At 64.2% G+C, this 17,626-nt stretch carries 13 protein-coding genes and 1 pseudogene; 9 read left to right on the top strand and 5 right to left on the bottom strand.

Going from position 1 to position 17,626, the window contains the following annotated elements:
- Nucleotides 1-26 precede the first annotated feature (26 nt).
- Nucleotides 27-2,648 carry an AAA family ATPase gene (locus OKW44_RS04650; protein ID WP_018425221.1) on the bottom strand — a complete coding sequence of 874 codons (2,622 nt, stop codon included), beginning with the start codon at nucleotides 2,646-2,648 and terminating at the stop codon, nucleotides 27-29.
- On the bottom strand, nucleotides 2,645-3,850 hold the full coding sequence (locus tag OKW44_RS04645; protein ID WP_018425222.1) for a metallophosphoesterase family protein: 1,206 nt from the start codon (nucleotides 3,848-3,850) through the stop codon (nucleotides 2,645-2,647). The genes OKW44_RS04650 and OKW44_RS04645 overlap by 4 nt, the downstream gene beginning before the upstream one ends.
- A gap of 194 nt (nucleotides 3,851-4,044) precedes the next feature.
- On the opposite strand from OKW44_RS04645, the gene OKW44_RS04640 reads away from it, so the two are divergent.
- The 5 genes from OKW44_RS04640 (at nucleotide 4,045) to OKW44_RS04620 (ending at nucleotide 10,089) form a co-directional block, all read left to right on the top strand.
- Nucleotides 4,045-5,325 carry a DUF445 domain-containing protein gene (locus OKW44_RS04640; protein ID WP_018425224.1) on the top strand — a complete coding sequence of 427 codons (1,281 nt, stop codon included), beginning with the start codon at nucleotides 4,045-4,047 and terminating at the stop codon, nucleotides 5,323-5,325.
- Nucleotides 5,326-5,543: 218 nt separating this feature from the next.
- Nucleotides 5,544-6,731: a hypothetical protein gene (locus tag OKW44_RS04635; RefSeq protein ID WP_429409568.1), complete on the top strand. Its 1,188-nt coding sequence runs from the start codon at nucleotides 5,544-5,546 to the stop codon at nucleotides 6,729-6,731.
- Nucleotides 6,732-6,762: 31 nt separating this feature from the next.
- Entirely contained in the window at nucleotides 6,763-7,218 is a 456-nt protein-coding gene (locus OKW44_RS04630; protein ID WP_429409566.1) for a hypothetical protein, read from the top strand.
- 291 nt (nucleotides 7,219-7,509) lie between these two features.
- Nucleotides 7,510-7,797, top strand: a complete 288-nt coding sequence (locus tag OKW44_RS04625; protein ID WP_018425227.1) for a hypothetical protein — start codon at nucleotides 7,510-7,512, stop codon at nucleotides 7,795-7,797.
- Nucleotides 7,798-8,103: 306 nt separating this feature from the next.
- A complete protein-coding gene (locus OKW44_RS04620; RefSeq protein WP_018425228.1) occupies nucleotides 8,104-10,089 on the top strand; it encodes an AI-2E family transporter in 1,986 nt (661 codons plus the stop codon).
- Nucleotides 10,090-10,153: 64 nt separating this feature from the next.
- Here OKW44_RS04620 and OKW44_RS04615 read toward each other — a convergent pair whose 3' ends face one another.
- Nucleotides 10,154-11,059, bottom strand: a complete 906-nt coding sequence (locus OKW44_RS04615) for a LysR family transcriptional regulator (RefSeq protein ID WP_018425229.1) — start codon at nucleotides 11,057-11,059, stop codon at nucleotides 10,154-10,156.
- Nucleotides 11,060-11,173: 114 nt separating this feature from the next.
- Here OKW44_RS04615 and OKW44_RS04610 point away from each other — a divergent pair, with 114 nt between their 5' ends.
- Both OKW44_RS04610 and OKW44_RS04605 read left to right on the top strand, forming a co-directional pair.
- A complete protein-coding gene (locus OKW44_RS04610; protein WP_018425230.1) occupies nucleotides 11,174-11,584 on the top strand; it encodes a (R)-mandelonitrile lyase in 411 nt (136 codons plus the stop codon).
- 134 nt (nucleotides 11,585-11,718) lie between these two features.
- Nucleotides 11,719-12,420: a carboxymuconolactone decarboxylase family protein gene (locus OKW44_RS04605; RefSeq protein WP_018425231.1), complete on the top strand. Its 702-nt coding sequence runs from the start codon at nucleotides 11,719-11,721 to the stop codon at nucleotides 12,418-12,420.
- Nucleotides 12,421-12,702: 282 nt separating this feature from the next.
- Here OKW44_RS04605 and OKW44_RS04600 read toward each other — a convergent pair.
- Nucleotides 12,703-13,165: pseudogene (locus OKW44_RS04600) on the bottom strand (SDR family NAD(P)-dependent oxidoreductase); the annotation flags it as partial.
- Nucleotides 13,166-13,276: 111 nt separating this feature from the next.
- Complete coding sequence (locus tag OKW44_RS04595) at nucleotides 13,277-14,029, bottom strand: SDR family oxidoreductase (RefSeq protein WP_018425233.1); 753 nt, start codon at nucleotides 14,027-14,029, stop codon at nucleotides 13,277-13,279.
- A 190-nt stretch (nucleotides 14,030-14,219) separates the two neighbouring features.
- On the opposite strand from OKW44_RS04595, the gene pdxR reads away from it, so the two are divergent.
- Both pdxR and OKW44_RS04585 read left to right on the top strand, forming a co-directional pair.
- Nucleotides 14,220-15,746 (top strand): MocR-like pyridoxine biosynthesis transcription factor PdxR, encoded by a 1,527-nt coding sequence (gene pdxR, locus OKW44_RS04590; protein ID WP_026226664.1) that lies wholly within the window; start codon nucleotides 14,220-14,222, stop codon nucleotides 15,744-15,746.
- 128 nt (nucleotides 15,747-15,874) lie between these two features.
- The gene (locus tag OKW44_RS04585) at nucleotides 15,875-17,611 is read left to right on the top strand and encodes an FAD-dependent oxidoreductase (RefSeq protein WP_018425235.1); all 1,737 of its coding nucleotides are present in this window, start codon (nucleotides 15,875-15,877) and stop codon (nucleotides 17,609-17,611) included.
- The last annotated feature ends 15 nt before the right edge of the window (nucleotides 17,612-17,626 follow it).

Raw genomic sequence — 17,626 nt, 5'->3', positions numbered from 1 at the left:
TACCGGGTGGTACCAGCCCGCCCCGCTCACGCCACCTTCAGATCCTGCACCGCCCGCTGCCTCACGCCCAGGTCGTCCCACAACTCCGGATGGCACGTGAACACCAGAATCTGATGCCGCGTCGCCGCGTCGATCAACGCGCGTTTGAGCGCGTCGCGGCGCGCGGCATCGGTGTGTACCGCGGCGTCGTCGAGCATCAGCAGAGTCGGCCGGCCTGAGGCCTGCAAGAGATCCGCGTACGCGAGCCGCGTCAGGATGCCGAGCTGTTCGCGCGTGCCGAAGCTGAGCGCATCGAGCAGTTCCGCGCGGCCGTCGCGATCGAGCATCGCCGGAATCAGATCGTCGCCGAGCGCGAGGCTCGACTGCGGAAAAAGCCGCTTCAGGTAGTGACCGACCCGCTCGGTCAACGGCGCACGCAGTTGGGCGAGCGCGGCGTCGCGTTCGTCGACCAGCACTTCGTCGAGCAGACTCAGCGCGCTCGCGCGCAGGCGCAGTTCGTCGTTGCGACGCGTGGCCTGCTCAACCTGGGCTTCGAGCGCGGCAAGCCGTTCGCCGAGGCCCGATGCGCCCATCGTTTCGAGCTGGCTACGCAACTCCGCGATCCGCAGTTGACGCTCGCGCTGCTCGTTGCGCGCGAGGTCCGCCGATGCGCGATAGCGCTTCGCCTCCGCCACGGGGTCGTCCAGACGCGCCGCATCGAGTTCGCGCTCGCGCTCGCCGCGCTGGTTCTTCAGCGCATCGACCTTGACGCGTTGCTCGACGATATGCGCCTGCCACTGCGCGCGCTTGCGCCGAAACGCTTCGTCGTTCAACTGCGCTTCTTTACGCTGCAACTGCGCCGTGAGCGAATCGGCCTTCGCAACGCCGCTGGATTGCGCGCCCGCCGCCTGCGCGAGCACCTTGCGCGCGGTCTCCAACGCGTCGCGCGCGATGTCGGCGTTGCGGCGCGCGTCGTCGAGCGGCGGCGCCGCGGACACGTCGGGCAGACTGGCAAGGCGCTCGCTCGACGCCTGCAAGCGCGCCGCCGTCGATGCCAGCGCCGCGCGCAATGCATCGATGCCTTGCGGCGCATGGACTTCGAGTATCCTGGCCTGGCTCTTCTGTTGCGCGACCAGCGTTTTCCATTGCTCGTGACGCGCCTGCGCATCGCCCACCGACGCGACGCCGAGCGACCGCAGCAACTGCGCGTGCTTCGCCTCGAGCGACGCCAGCTCCGACAACCGCGCGGACAGATCGGACACGCCCGGAATCACGCGCAATTCGCCGAGCTTCCCGAGACCGATGCGCTTTTCATCGTCGACATGCAGCACGCCCGTGCCGCTGATCGTCTGATCGTCGACGCTCAACTCGCCGTTCAAGCTGTACTCGATGCGCGTCATCGCCGCTTCGGTCCGTGCGCGCAACACGGTCCGTTCGCCGTCGAGCGCGACGAGGCGCTTGAACTGCGCGTCGTCGAGTTCGAGCGCCGCCGCGTCGCGCGCGGCCTGCAACACCGCCGCGTTCGCCTTGTCCGCCTCGCCGATCGACGCTTCGAGTCGCTGGCCCTCTGCCCGATAGAAATCGACCTGGCTGCGCAGATCGGCGGCGGTTACGGCCGCGTTCGCGAGTTCGAGCGCGCGGTTCGCCTCGGCCGATGCCTGCTCGAACTGCACCACACGGCTTTGCGCCTGCGCATGCGCGGTTTGCGCGGCCGCGACCTCGGCGCGCGCCGCGTCGAGCTGCTCGCGTTCGTGCGCGATGGCCGCTTCCAGTTCGAGCGCGCCCTGCTCGTGCTGCACCGACAACGCGAGTTCGGCCTCGCCGATCTTCAGCGAGTGCGCGAGCCCTTCGAGACCGCGTTCGAGTTGTTCGACCGCCGCGGCACGTTGCTGCGCGAGCGCGGCCTTCTGCTCGTGAAGCTCCCAGGGACGCCTGCGCTCGGCTTCGTCGAATGCCTGCTGTTGGGCGGCGAGGCGCGCGATGTTGTCGTCGAACTGCTGGCGCTGCTGTTGCAGCTCGTCGCGGCTCGCGATCAGCGAGGCGAGCTTCTGCTCCGCCTCGGCGAGCGGCCCGGTCGACTTCTGCGTGCGCGCGGTCAGCAGTTGCCGCAGTTCGCGCTGCACGGCCGCGATCAGCGCGTCCTCGCCGCCCGCTTCGCGGCCGCCCGACAGTTGCGTGAGCGCGTCGCGCAGATACTGTGCCGCGTGCCCGGTCGAATCGCGCATCTCCTGCGTGCCGCCTTGCTGCACCCACAACAGACCCGGCACGCCGGCGTTCTCGGCTTTCATCGGACCGCGCGCCGCGCGCGAGAAGCCGAGCAGCGCGGCGAGCTTGTCTTCGGCTTCGTCCTCGCTATACACGGCCTGGCCGATCCTCAGCTCGCAACGCTGACGCGACACGAACTGCTTCGACAGACGGCACGCCACACCATCGAGCTCGAAGCTGACCTCGACGGACGGCTGCCCGCTCGCGAGCCCCCACGGCAACAGGTCTTTCAGATGCGACGCCTTGTAGCGTTCGAGGAACACCGTGCGCACCGCCTCGGCAATCGTGCTTTTGCCGGCCTCGTTCGGGCCGATGAACAGATTGAGACCGGGCTGCAGATCGTCGATCACGATCTGGCCGCCGAACTGCCTGAATTCCTGAATCGCGATACGTTGCAGCTTCATGCGGGAGCTCCTTCACGCGGCGCTTCAGGTTGCTGCCGCTCGCGCATCTGCGCGGGTGGTGCGGCCTGCGAATCGCGTTGCCGCTGGTCGCGCTGAAAACGCGCCAGCAGCAGCAACGCCTCGGCCGCGCGCCGCGCCTCTTGCGGATCGGCCTGCGCGTCTTCCTGCAGGCCGCGCAGCCGCGCGACCACCTTCGCGAGATAGCCGCTTTGCGCGCCGAGTTCGGCGAGATCGTCGGCGGTCGGCAGCACGTGCAGACTGCCCAGATCGGCACGCAACGCGCGCACGCGCGCGCGCGCCTGTTCGACCGCGACATGCAGCGCCTCGGCATCGGCGAGCGCCGCGGTGCCGCCGACCTCGATGCGCAGCACGTCATTCGCGCCGAGTTCGGCGAGGCGGGTTTTCAATGCATCGACATCGGTCGGCACCGAAATCGTCTCGTCCCAGCGATGCCACCGGTATTGCCCGACCCGCACCGCGTCGACCTGCGGCACCGCGCCGGGATCGCTGACGGTAACGTCGAGCACGAAGCCCGGCTCGTTCGCGCGGAAACGGTCCTGCTCGTGCGTGCCCGCGTACCACGTGCGTTCGTCGACACGCAGATGGCCATGCCAGTCGCCGAGCGCCAGATAGTCGAGCCGCGCACTGGCGGCGCGCGTCGGCGCGATCGGATTCGACGAATCGATGCCGTCTTGCAGAATGCCGCCGACGCTGCCATGCGCGAGCCCCACGCGGTGATAGCCGGGCGGAGTATCGGTGGAATCGAAGAACGCGGTGGTGTCGTCGTAGGTGATGCGCTGCGTGAGCGGCGCGCACAGCAGCGTGCAACGGCACGCGTCGAGCAGCACGACGCCGGCTTCGAGCACGAGCCGCACGTTCGGCGGCACGCAATCGAGCCGCTGCGCGCGGGTCCACACGCTTTCGACGAGTGCCGCGTCGTGATTGCCCGGCAGCATGATCCACGCTCCGGAAAACGCTTGTAGCGCGGCGAACAACCGTCGGATCACGGTGTCCGACACCGTCTGCAGATCGAACACGTCGCCCGCGACGAGCACCGCATCGACGTTGCGCGCGGCCGCTTCTTCGGCGATGCGGCGCACCGTGTCGAAGCGCGCCTGGGCGAGATGCGCGGCCTCGTCCGGTTCGAACTGACCGAATTGCGTGCCGATCTGCCAGTCCGCGGTGTGCAGAAACCTGATCACTGTGCCTCCATTCCGATTGCGTTGCGTCCTCTTGCGTTGATTTCGCCGAGGAGCCCAATCGCGAATGTTACCTTGCCGAAGCGCCGGCGCGTATCCAGGCTGGACGCGCGCGCGGGCCGTACCGCATCATTGCAACCGAACCGGCTGAGCCCGCCAACTTTCCAGCCGCCGCCCGACACGATCAACCGCGCCCGATGGACAAGACCACCGAACTGAAGAAGGCCAAGCGCACGCCTTTACTGCTGCTGCTCGCGGCCGCCTGCGTTTTCGTCGTCGCCGCATTCCTGCCGCGCGGCCTGTGGGTCGACGGCATCAAGGCCGTCGCCGAGGCCGCGATGGTCGGCGCGCTCGCCGACTGGTTCGCGGTCGCGGCGCTGTTTCGCCGCGTGCCGATTCCGCTCGTGTCCGCGCACACCGCGATCATCCCGCGCAACAAGCACAAGATCGCCGACAACCTCGCTCACTTCGTGCAGGACAAGTTTCTCGACGTGCCGTCGCTGGTCGGTCTGATCCGCCGGCACGATCCGGCGCAGACCATCACCGCATGGCTCAGCGAATCGGCCAACACCGCGCGCCTCGGCGACTACGTGGTGCGGCTCACCGGCGGCATCCTCGACGTGGCCGACGACGCGCGCATTCAGAACTTCATCAGGGACGGGTTGCGCGACGTGCTCGCGAAAGTCGATCTGTCGCAATCGCTCGGCGCGATTCTCGACACGCTGACGCGCGACGGCCGCCATCAGGAACTGCTCGACACCGCGATCGATCAGGTGATCGCGGTGCTGCGCGAGGCGCCGGCGCGCGAATTCATTGCCGCGCGCATCGTCGATTGGGTGAAAAGCGAGTATCCAAGTATGGAGAAGTTTCTTCCGTCGGTATGGCTCGGCGAGAAGGGGGCGGAGGCGATCGCGAGCGCCGCGAACCGTATGCTCGAACAGATCGCGCAGAACCCCACGCACGAGCTGCGCGACAAGTTCGACCAGGCGGTGCAGAAGCTGATCGTGCGGCTGAAGACCGATCCTGTGTTCCTGCAGCAAGGCGAAGCACTGAAGCGCTATCTGGTCGAAGGCGATGCTTTCGGCAGCTACGTGAAGGACATGTGGGGGGAGTTGCGCGCGTGGCTCAAGCGCGATCTGCAAAACGCCGATTCGGCACTGCATGGGCGTGTCGCCGCGATGGGCGCGTGGGTCGGCCGCGAACTCGCGCGCGATCCAGCGCTGCGGCAATCGCTGAACGATCACCTCGAGGACGCGGCGCGCGCGATGGCGCCGGATTTCGCGCGGTTCCTCACGCGCCATATCAGCGATACCGTGAAGAACTGGGACGCGCATGAGATGTCACGGCAGGTCGAGTTGAATATCGGCAAGGATCTGCAGTACATCCGCATCAATGGGACGATCGTCGGCGGATTTATCGGCTTGTTGCTGTATGTGAGTTCGCTGTGGCTGGAGATGCTGCGGGTGCATGTCGGCTAGCATGCGGATCGAGCAATTTTCTGACTCGTGCATGCCGCGTTCGCAAATCACTTCGCATTTCGTCACGCGCAAATCGGACAATGGTCTGTACAAAACGGAACTCATTCATCTTCCGACGTACCGTATCAAGTAGAAGCAACCTGTGTCCATATTCGGGGCCACGTTCCCTCGCCGCTTGCCCGATGTAATATCAGCCATCCTACTTACGTCGACTGGCTATGTCCGAGAACCTTACACACAGTGTCGAGGGAAGAGTTGGAGCCACCGGGTTCTTCTTCGTCGTCGCGTATGCGGCGCTTTCGTTGACAGCGATAGCGCTGGTCGGCCCTTATGGCTGGGACGACGGCGCCATCACTATTGCCTATGCGCATACACTCGGGCGACACGGGGTACTCGCGTTGACATCAGCTTCGGCGCCGGCCGAAGGTACGTCAACTTTGCTAATGACGGCGATGTTGGCGATAGGGCAGTGGATGATGCATCCAGGCTTTCTGGATGCGATCATGACGGCGCAGTTGCTCTCCTTCATCGCAATGAGCGCTACCTTGGTGCTCGTGTGGCGCGCACTTGAACCGTGCCTGCCGAGCCCAACCCATCGCCTCATCGTGGTGTGCTTGCTGGGGCTGCTGCCAGCCTGCCAGGCCGAGATCATCAATGGCATGGAAATGACGGTCTTTGCGTTGCTGCTGTTTGCGTTCGTGCTCTCCTGGCGCGCGCGATCGACACTCGCCTATGCACTGTTGCCACTTCTGATGCTGACTCGCTTCGAGGCGGTGTTCTATCTGGGATTCGCGCTTGGCTGGATGGTCGTGTTTTGCCCGCAGGATAGGCCGCATGCCATTCGAATGTGCGTCTGGCTCATGCTTTGCTTTCTGCTGATGACAATCTGGAGGTATCGTGTCTTCGGCACGCTATTGCCGAATACCATCCTGGCCAAGCTGCAAATGCCCTACAGTAAAAAAGGCTGGGACGGCGTATTGGTAAAGCTGCGCGGTCTCAAGGATTTCCTTTTCGTGAATGCCGCGTTTCTGGCTGGCATGTACCTGAGCCGGAAGGGAGAGAAAAAGCGCCGTCTGGATCCGATGCCTGTACTTCTAATATTTTCTTTTGCCGTATTCGCGCTTGTATCAGGAAAAAATTGGGGCTATACCGGGCGGATGTTCATGGCCGTGGTTCCCCTATTCGTCCTTTCTCTCGCAGAACGTTTTGCGAATATGCGTCAGCCATATGTATTTCGTGGGCTTTTGCCTGTGCCTCTCTGGAACTTTCCTGTTCAACATTGCGTTGCTGCGCGACAACGTCGACACGGTGATCCTTGGTGCGGCGACGCGTGGCGTGCTGCCCGCTGCGCTGAATGCGGCGGGAGACGCGGCCCGAAAAAGAGCGTGGCACGATTTCCCCGGTGACTGGCGCGGAATTACGCCAGCGAACTACGCGATGACGGGTGCTTCGGTTGATCATCTGCGCGAGTATCTGGGGCAACCGACGCTCAAGTTCATGACGCCAGACGTTGGTGGCGCCGCACTGTGCTGCGAACATCTGGACATTCTGGATTCGGCGCTGTTGACCAACCCATCGCTGGCGCGTCGCGGGTATGCAGGGTTTGCGGACTATCTGAGCAAGGAACGTCCGGAAGTCATCGAAACACATGGCCTTTGGAGCAGCAACAGCGGGATATACGCCGTCGCCGAATTCCAGACGGACTATCTGCCCGCGATTTACGATGGGACGCTTTTCTGGCTGCGTCATGACGTCCTGGAGCGTCTGATTGCTCGCGGCGTGGCGGCCGATCCTGTTCGCCCGGGGAGGTTGCTTGATATTCGCTACGTGGGAGACAGTCGAGACGCCTCGTATCTGATGCGATTTCCCGCTGTGACGGTACTCAGTCGGTGAACTTCTGTCGGCTTAGAAGCTGTTGCGCGCGCCCCCTCGGGTAGCAACGGTTCGACGAGGGACCACAGTTCGTCGGGTATGCATTCTCTGAGCTTCGCCTCATATCGCGACAAACCGAGACAGAATAGTACGGAAGGTCTGCTGAACCCGTTTCCTGACCGCTGCACCTTCAGGCGATCAATGCTTTGCAGAGCAGATCGCTTCGCATTTCGGCTTCTTCAAAGGCGTGATGGCGAGCACTCATTCGCATCGGCCTCGGGCTATGTTGCAGTGCTAGTCCTTGCGCTTTACATGAAATCCACCGACGTGACGGTGCTGTACAGCCATCCCCATCGGCTGTGGATTCTGTGTTGCCTGCTCCTGTACTGGATCAACCGCGTCTGGATGGTTGCATTTCGCGGTGAGATGCACGACGACCCGATCGCCTACGCAATAAAAAACTGCTCCAGCCTTCTGACCAATGCGCTGTGCGTAGTTGCAGTGCTCATTGCGATTAGCCCGCGATGCATGGTGCGTGACCGGCGCACGCGTTCATCGTGTCGCATGTCGGAATGTGTCGATAAGTTCCACAGCCGCTGACGCCATGTTGCCTTTGGTGACCCTGGCATGCGTCGCCCTTCGCTCACGATCTCGCCGTTGGGTGTTGGCGTTCTCGAATTCGAGCGGCAAACGGTAGCCAATCCTACTGTGCAGGCGGCGTACGTCGTACCAGCCCTCCAGGAACCAGACGATGCGCGGCCGGCGATCTGAATCGGCCTCTTACCGCTCGCGGCGACGTGGCAAAGCACCCCACCCCGCCAAACCACCTACAATTCGGGCATCTGTCTTGCTGACGACCAGTGCTCCGCTCGGCCGTCAACGCGTCCCAACCGGAATTCTGCTTACATGAAAATATCGCTACCGCCGCCGCATGGGCGGTCCAACCGCGTTTACCCGCCGGGCACGCCGGGCCTGCATGGCCTCGTGTCGCTGATCACCGGCGTGGTGGTCGTGTGCGGGCTGTACTTCGGGCGGGAGGTACTGATTCCGATCACGTTGTCGGTGCTGCTGAGCTTCCTGCTCGCGCCGCTCGTGCAGATGCTGCGGCGTCTGCACATGGGCCAGTTGCCGTCGATCTTCATCGCGGTGCTATTCGCTCTCGCCTCGCTGCTCGCGGTCGGCGCGCTGATCGGCGCGCAGCTCGTGCAGCTCGCGGACGCGCTGCCGCAGTACCAGGTAGCGATCGAGCAGAAGATCGAAACCGTGCAGGAAAAGACCGTGGGCCGCGCCGACTCCCTGATGAGCAGCGCTGCCAGCGCGCTGCAGCGCGTGGCGCCATCGCGCCCCGCGCCGCCGCGCCCGACCGGCCGCGCCGCGCGCAACGCGCCGCAGGTGCCGCAACAGGTCGAGGTGCACGAGCCCGCGCCGACGCCGGTGCAACTTGCGCAGCGCGCGCTGACGCCGGCCATCGCGCCGATCGAGACGACCTTCATCGTGCTCGTCGTGACCATCTTCATCCTGTTGCAGCGCGAGGATTTGCGCGACCGTCTGATCAGCCTGTTCGGTTCGCGCGACCTGCACCGCACGACTACCGCGATCAACGACGCCGCCGGGCGCCTGTCACGCTATTTCGTCGCGCAGCTCGGCGTGAATCTGAGCGCGGGCGGCATCATCGCGATCGGGCTCGCGATCATCGGCGTACCGGGGGCGCTGCTGTTCGGCGTGATCGCCGCGCTGCTGCGCTTCGTGCCGTACATCGGCATCTGGATCGCGGCGATCCTCGCATTCTTTCTCGCAGCCGCGATCCAGCCGCAATGGACGATGGCGGTCCTCACGCTGATCCTGTTCATCGTCGTCGACGTGGTCGCCGGGCAGATCGCCGAGCCGCTGCTGTATGGTCATCGCTCGGGCCTGTCGCCGCTCGCGGTGGTGGTCGCGGCGATTTTCTGGAGCTGGCTGTGGGGGCCGATCGGCCTCGTGCTGTCGACGCCGCTCACGCTGTGCGTCGTCACGCTCGGGCGCTACGCGGACCGGCTCAACTTCCTGACCGTGCTGCTCGGCGATCAGCCCGCGCTGACGCCCGCGCAGAACTTCTATCAGCGCCTGCTCGCCGACGATCCGCACGAGGCGATCGTGCAGGCCGAACGGCTGCTGCGCGAGATGTCGCTGATCGACTACTACGACAAGGTCGCGCTCGAAGGCCTGCGGCTCGCGCGCAACGACGCGCAGCGCGGCGTGCTGATGCCCGACCAGTTGCAGCGGATCAACGACGCGCTCGTCGATATCGTCGAGAACCTCGATATCGCCGAAGGGCTGCGCGATTCGCTGTCGCCTGCCGAACCGGCGGACGCGGGTAACGCGCTGCTTGCCGGGGCGCCGGACCTGGCGTCGCCGGGCGCGGGTGCCACGGAGCGATACCGCAGCGATCTGCTCACGCGCTCGCAACAGCCGGACGGAGCGGGCAAAGCCGCGGTGTTGTGCGTGCCCGGCCGCGGCGCGTTCGACGAAGTGACGACCGCGATCGCCGTGCAACTGCTGAACCGCCAGGGCTTCGCGCCGCTGATGGCGACGCACTCGGGCTATCGCAGTGCGCGCGCCGACGAGCCGAGCTTCAAGGACACATCGATCATCTGCATTGTGTCGCTCGACGCGCCCGAGTCGCCGCTGTACCTGCGCAACATGCTGCGGCGCACGCGCGAATGGCGGCCACGCGCGACGCTGGTTGTCGGCGTCGGCGTCGGCGTCGGCGACGCGCCGGACGGCAGCGTCGAACTCGATGCGGGCGGGGAGCTGCATGCGTCGCCGACGTTCCGCGCGATGATCGAGGCATGTCACGCGGCGACGGCTGGGCAGCCCATGCGGCAGCCGTCGCAGACGGCCAGCGCCGGCTGAGGCCGGGTGGGCTGACGCCGTGACCGGAGTGGTGAAAATCTGCGTCGTGATCGCCCTTTGCCGGTCACTGCGCTCGACGCTGATAACCGCTCTTCAATGCGTCCACTACAAGCTCGACTGCCCGGGATGATTTGCGGCGACCAGGGTAATAGACGTGATGTCCGACGAACGTGGGAAACCAGTCTTCCAGCACCCAATTCAGGCGCCCGGCCCGGACGTGCATCTCAGCCAGGTCTTTGGGCACGTATGCGAGCCCAAACCCGCCAAGCGCTGCGTCCATCATCTGGTAGACAGTATTGAAGGTGAGCTGCCCTTCGACCCGCACCTGCAGTTCTCGCCGCCCCTTCCGTAGCTCCCACGGCAGAAGTGAATCTCGCGTTGGCAATCGGAGATTGATGCAGTTGTGCAGCGTTAGATCCTGCGGCGTCTTCGCCGGTGCGGTCGATTGCAGGTAGCCTGGCGAGCCCGCGATTGCCATCGTCATGTCAGGCGCGATTCGCACCGCGATCATGTCTTTGGCCACCTGGTCGCCTAGCCGCACGCCGATGTCGTATCGATCCGCGACGATGTCGGCTAACCCGTAGTCATTGATCAATTCAATCTTCAGGTCCGGATACTGGCGCAGCAACGGTTGCAGACGCGGCCAAACGTACGAGTTTGCCGCGTAGTCGGTGGTCGTGATCCGGACAGTTCCGCCTGGGCGGCTTGTCATCGCGCGCAAAGAATCGACCTCCGCTTCGATTTCCTGAAAACGCGGCGCAATCGCGGCCAGTAGCCGTTCGCCTGCCTCCGTCAACGAGACACTCCGGGTAGTGCGCATCAGTAACTGAAGGCCCATCCGCTTTTCAAGGCCGGCAACCGTCCGGCTCAAGGCCGACTGCGAGACTCCCAGTTGCGCGGCCGCCCGCGTGAAGTTGCGCTCACGCGCGACGTTCATGAAGCCGACCAGATCGTTGAAATCCTCTTTCAATTAATCCTCCACAGCATAAGGGCATGCCGATATTGCGATCTAGTCGCATCAATTGCCAGGAGTTAGATTAGCAGCAGTGGCATATCACCCCGACGATACCGACGAGGATCAGTAATGGAATTGAAACGCGCGGGCTCCCAGCCTTCGAAGAAAGGCCCTGAAGAATGGTTTACGGGCACGGTGCGGCTCGACCCGCTGAACGCTCCGCCTCCGCCGGCACGCGTTTCGTGCGCGAGCGTCACTTTTGAGCCGGGAGCGCGGACTAACTGGCATACCCACCCGCTCGGCCAAACTTTGATCGTTACGGCCGGCTGTGGCTGGACCCAGTGCGAAGGCGAGCCGCGCGTCGAAATCCGGGCTGGTGACGTGATCTGGTGCCCGCGTGGCCACAAGCATTGGCATGGCGCAACTTCGACGACCGCGATGACACATATCGCCATTCAGGAAGCGCTCGACGGCAAGAACGTCGAGTGGCTGGAGAAGGTCACGGACGAGCAGTACCTCGGCAGCGGCGAGCAGGTGTAATGCGGTTCATGAGGCCGCACGCGTGCACTTTTGTGCGCGGCAAATCCAGAATGCGGCTGCTGGCGCGCGTCGTTACGGCGACAGCCGTGGCGCTTATCTTCGCTGCCTGTACCTCAATGGAAAGGACTGGAAACATGCAAGATTCATTGTCACAAGTTGATTTCACTCCCGTTTCTCCGGCATTCGCGCGTCATACGGACCAGACCGTGCTCGGCGGCCTCTGGAAGAGGCCGCAACTGTCATCGCGAGACCGAAGCATCGTGACGCTGTCGGTGCTCATCGCCCGCAACCAGACCATCGAGATGCCGTTCTATTTCCGGTTGGCGCTGGATAGCGGTGTGAAGCCTGCCGAGATTTCGGAAATGATCACGCACCTCGCCTTCTATTCCGGCTGGGGAAATGCGACCGCAGCGGCTGTCGTCGCGAAGTGTATCTTCGATGAACGTGGCATCGGTATCGATCAGATCCCTCGGGCCGATGTCGAGCCGCTACCACTGAACGAAGTCGCAGAGCAACAGCGTGCGCTGGCGGTCGAGCAAAGCTTCGGCTCGGTCGCTCCCGGCGTTGTTCAGTACACGACCGATGTGCTTTTCCGCGACCTTTGGCTGCGTCCAGGACTCGCTCCACGCGACCGGAGCCTGGTCACCGTGAGCGCCCTGGTTGCCAGCGGTCAGGTCGCTCAGATTCCGTATCACCTCGGCCGTGCGATGGACAACGGTCTGACGAAGGACGAGGCGTCCGAAATGCTGACGCAGCTCGCGTTTTACGCAGGCTGGCCGAACGTCTTTTCGGCGATGCCCGTGTTCAAGGATGTATTTGCGAAGCGAGCGGCATAAACGTCGATGCCGGATCGTCCACCGGTTGGGAAACCGCGCTTTTCCAACCGAGGTGGAAGCTCGTCGGCCCGGATGCTGCACTGGCACCGCGGAAGCTCGAACAAACATCAGTGAGGGACCGCGTCTTCACCTCATAGCGGTTCTCGAACAGATTCACGCCACTGACCGAGAAAGGATCCGCAAAAAGGCGCTTGACGTGCAAGGCGCGATCCCGGGACCTGGCGAATGCTGTATTCGCTATCGGGAGACGAAAGGGCACCGGCTTACGGTGCCCGAGGAAGGCTAGCGACCGGCGCTCTGACCGCCGTCGACGTGCAGGATTTCTCGCATGATGAACGGTGCGGATTCAAGTAAGAGAATCGCGTCGGCGATATCGCTCATCTCGCCCATGCGCCCCAGCGGATGAAAGGCGCCCAGCGCCTCACGTGTTTCCGGCGCGTGCATCGGCGACTTGATGATCTCCTGCGCGACCGCATTCACGCGAATTCCTTTCCTCGCGTACTCGATCGCCAGTGACTTCGTGGCGGCGTTCAGCCCGCCTGTCGTCAGGGCTACCAGTACCGAAAACACACCGCTGACCACGTGCCCGTTGGATTGCTTTTCCATTTCGGCGACGGCGAGTTGCGTGACGTGATAGACACCCCGCCATGTTCACGTTCATCACCGCCGCGTAGTCTTAAGCGGTGTATTGAGCGAAAGGCTTTCCAAAGTAAATGCCGGCGTTGTTGACCAGCGTATCGATCCGGGCCATGCTTTGCCCGGGAAATTTTTCGCTCGGCTTCAACGCCAACCGAGTCGATAGCCAATATCAAGCAAAACGCAGACATGCTGATTCTGGTTTCGCATCGACCTGAAATCACCGCTTTTCAGTTTGCGCCAGCCACTGGTCCAGGCTCACGCGGCCAATCCGCGCGTCGCCGAGCGGTACGAGCGACTGTTCCTCGACGCGGCCGCCGTAATAGCGGGCACCTTGATCCGTCACAACAGGGCGCGGGTCGCCGACAGACTTCAGATAACGTCTGATGATGGCGGCAAACGGTTCACGGTCCGGGCCCGCGATATCGACTGTACCGTTCAGTGGCGTGGCGAGAGCGACCTGCGCGAGGATCGCTGCGACGTCATCCGCGGCTATCGGCTGGAACAGTCCGTCCCCAACGCGCACCGTCCCGCCTTCTGTGCCGGAATCAGCAATAGCGCCGATGAATTCCATGAACTGGGTCGCGCGCACGATCGTATAGGGCACGCCCGCCGCTTCAATCGCCTCTTCCTGCGCGACCTTGGCAACGAAATACGCATTTTCCGGCGTGCGGTCGCAGCCGACGATGGAAAGCGCGACGTGATGGCGTACCCCTGCAGCCACTTCGGCTTTGCCGAGGTTGCGCGTCGACGTGCGGAAAAAGTCGAGCACCGCCTGAGGCTCCCAGGAAGGCGCGTTCGCCACATCCACTACGACGTCCGCGCCCGCTAGCGCGTTGCTCAGACCTTCCCCCGTCACGGCGTTCACACCGGTACGCGGCGACGCAGCAAATGCCTCGTGACCCGCCTCGCCGAGCAGCGTGACGAGGCGCGATCCGATCAGGCCGGAACCACCGATTACGACGATCTTCATGGCACATCCTCCAGATGAGAGTCAGTTGACACGGGCAGGCGGCTGGCGGCCGTTGCATCGCGGCAAAGAACTCGCCGCCGTCGCATCGTGTGAGGCTATTGTGAGAAGATCATGAACTATCGAAAAGTGCCAAGAATTGTCGATCGGACCAGGACATCCTGATTCCGGTCTGCTTGCCGGCAAGACCGTGATGACCGTACCGCCTACCGCATTCACCGTCGATATCGATCGGCAGCTCCAGTTGCCGATCTACCTGCAGATCTGCGCGCGCTTCAGAACCGCGATCGCCGCAGGGCATCTGCGTCCAGGCGATCGCGTGCCCGCGCTGCGCAGCCTCGCTACGCAACTGAACATGGCGCGCGGCACGGTTGAACTGGCGTATACGGTCCTCGTCGACGAAGGCTACCTGCAGATGCGCGGTGCGGCTGGCACGTTCGTGTCGCCCTCGCTGCCAGCTTCAGTGACGCGCTCGCGTACGCAAAGCACAAAGAGTTCGAACGGCACGCAGAGCGTAAAAGCGGCTACCGCACCTCGGACGCCAGGCGAATCGCACGGCGCTCAACCGGCGCCGCGCCAGCTTGCCATTGCCGCCGCCATGAGCGGCGAGCCTCGGCCGTTGCAACCCGGGCTGCCCGCGCTTGACGCGTTTCCGGTCAAGGCTTGGAACCGTCTCGTTTCGCATCGCGCGCGCAGCGGCGAGCGCTCGATGCTCGCGTACCCGGATCCTGCCGGCTACCGGCCGCTTCGCGAACACATCGCCACGTATCTTGGGCTGTCGCGCGGGGTGACCTGCCTGCCGGACCAGGTGTTCGTGACGGGCGGCTACCGTGCGACGCTCGAGCTCGTGTTGCGCAGTCTCGCCCGCCCGAACGACAGCGTGTGGTACGAAGATCCGGGTTATCTGCTCGCGCGCGGTTTTCTTGCCGAAACCGGCGTGCAGCTCGTCGCAGTGCCGGTGGACGAAGAAGGGATCGACGTCGAACACGGCATACGGCTGGATGCGCAGGCGCGCTTCGCGGTGGTCACGCCGTCGCACCAGAGCCCGCTCGGGCACACCTTATCGCTCCCCCGACGCATGGCGTTGCTGGGCTGGGCAGAGCAAGCGTCCAGCTGGATCGTCGAAGACGATTACGACAGCGAGTTCCGCTATCTGGGCCGGCCATTGCCGGCATTGAAGAGCCTCGATCGTCACGATCACGTGATCTATTGCGGCACATTCAGCAAGGTGATGTTTCCCGGCTTGCGGCTCGCGTATGCGGTGGTGCCGGAGCGGGCCGTCGAGCGCGTCGGGCGGGTGGCGCGCAGCATGAACGCCGGATCGCCAACCTTGTTGCAGGCCGCTTTGGCGGACTTCATCGAGCGGGGGCATTTTGCGCGACATCTGAAGCGCATGCGTGCGTTATACGCCGAGCGGCGCGTGCTGATCGTGCGCGCGTTGGAGCAGGCGTTCGGCGAACGGCTGAGCGTCGAACTGCCGCCAGGGGGAATCCAGTTCGCGGCACAGTTCGTCGAGGGCCCTGATGGCCCGGTCGACGACGTCGCGGTTGCGGCGCGCGCCCGCGAAGCGGGGCTCGCCGTTCTGCCGCTCTCGGTCTGGTACGCGAATGGTCGCACCCGTCGCACGCCGCGTGGCGTTGTGATGGGCTTCGCAAACATCGCCAATGCAGGTGAAGCGGGCCACCTCGCGCGGAGCTTGCGCGCCTGCCTGGACGGCTAACGAGCGGCGAAGGTCCCGGTCTCTACCACTCGTCACGTTCGCGCGCGGTGTTGTACCCAAAATGAGGACAGCCGCGCGCGAACGCTGACGCATACTGGTCCGATAACGCAAGAAAACTGGAGACACGCATGACCCGCCCGTTCAAGCCCTATCCGTTCGCCCCGCGCCGCTATCCGGCCGCGGTGCCGCCGCTCATCGACGGACGCGATCCACAAGCGCGCGCCGTCGCGATCGTCGGCGGCGGTCCGGTCGGCATGACGCTCGCGCTTGCGCTCGCGCGCCAGGGCGTGCGCTCGGTGCTGATCGAGGCGGATGACAGCGTGTGCACCGGCAGTCGCGCGATCTGCATTTCGCGACGCAGCCTCGAAATCTTCAAGCGGCTCGGCGTAGTCGACGGCTTTCTGCAAAAGGGGCTGGCGTGGACCGGCGGGCGCAGTTTCTATCGCGACACCGAGGTGTTCCGCTTCGCGATGCATCAGGACGACGAACAGTCGCTACCGCCGATGATCAATATCGCGCAGTATCAGATCGAGCAGTTGCTGCTGGACGAGATCGAACGGCACGCCGATCTGATCGACGTGCGCTGGCAAACGCGTGTTACGGGCCTCGAGCAACGGCCGCAGGGCGGCGCGACGTTGATCTTGCGCAGCGCCGATCCTGCCGATCCGCAAGGCAAAAGCTGGCAGATGGACGCTGCGTGGGTCGTCGCCTGCGACGGCGGACGCAGCACGATCCGCGACCTGCTCGGGCTGAAGCTCACAGGCACGACCTACGAAGGCCGCTACGTGATCGTCGATATCGAACTCGACAGCACGCGCGCGACCGAACGGCTCGCGTACTTCGATCCGCCGTCGAATCCGGGCTCGACGGTGCTCGTGCACAAGCAGCCTGACAACGTGTGGCGCATCGACTATCAGTTACGCGACGACGAAGACCCCGACGACGCCGTGCTGCCCGGGAAGGTGATACCGCGCGTGCAAAACTTGCTCGACTCGATGGGCGAAGCCGGCGCGTGGTCGCCGATCTGGATCACGATCTACAAGGCCAATGCGCTGACGCTCGAACGCTATCGGCATGGCAGCGTGCTATTCGCGGGCGACGCCGCGCATCTGGTGCCGATCTTCGGCGTGCGCGGCGCGAACTCCGGCATCGACGACGCCGACAATCTCGGCTGGAAGCTCGGCTGCGTGATCAATGGCAGCGCGTCGCCAGCGCTGCTCGATAGCTATAGCGACGAACGTGTGTACGCGGCGCGCGAGAACCTGAGCTATGGCATGAAAAGTACCGAATTCATGGCGCCGCCGACCTTCGCGTTCGACTTGCTGCGCACGGCCGTGCTCGGGCTCGCCGAACGGCATGCGGCGGTGCGGCCGCTGATCAATCCGCGCCAGACGCATGCGATCGCGTATCGGCAATCGCCGCTGAACTTCGCAGGCGACGGAGCCGATGCGTTCGATCGCGGCCCCGCGCCGGGTACCGTGCTGCCCGAGAGCAGGCTGCTCAAACAATCGCAAGATGGCGCACGGCTCGGCATTCATCTAACCGATCTGCTCGGACCGTGCTTCACGGCGCTGCGCTTCGACGCAGACCTCGCGAACGATGGTGACGCGTGGCGGCAACTGCAAAGCACGCTAGCCCACCAAGGCGTTCCGTTCAACCTGATCGATATCGTCACGGCCGAAGCGCAATCGGCAAACAGCCCGCGAGCGATCGACCCAACCGGCCGCCTGCACGACATGCTCGACGCACAGCCCGGCACCGTCTATCTGATCCGCCCCGACGGCCACGTTCTCGCGCGTTGGCGCAACGGCAGCGCGGCGGCAGTTCTGCGCGCGCTCGATGCCACGCTGACACGGCAGAACTAACGCGCAAGGACCTTC

It is taken from the genome of Paraburkholderia lebeckiae, from assembly GCF_050436325.1.
GTDB lineage: Bacteria > Pseudomonadota > Gammaproteobacteria > Burkholderiales > Burkholderiaceae > Paraburkholderia > Paraburkholderia tuberum.
Note: the sequence above shows the minus strand (reverse complement) of the source record. Positions and strands in the feature narration are given on the sequence as shown.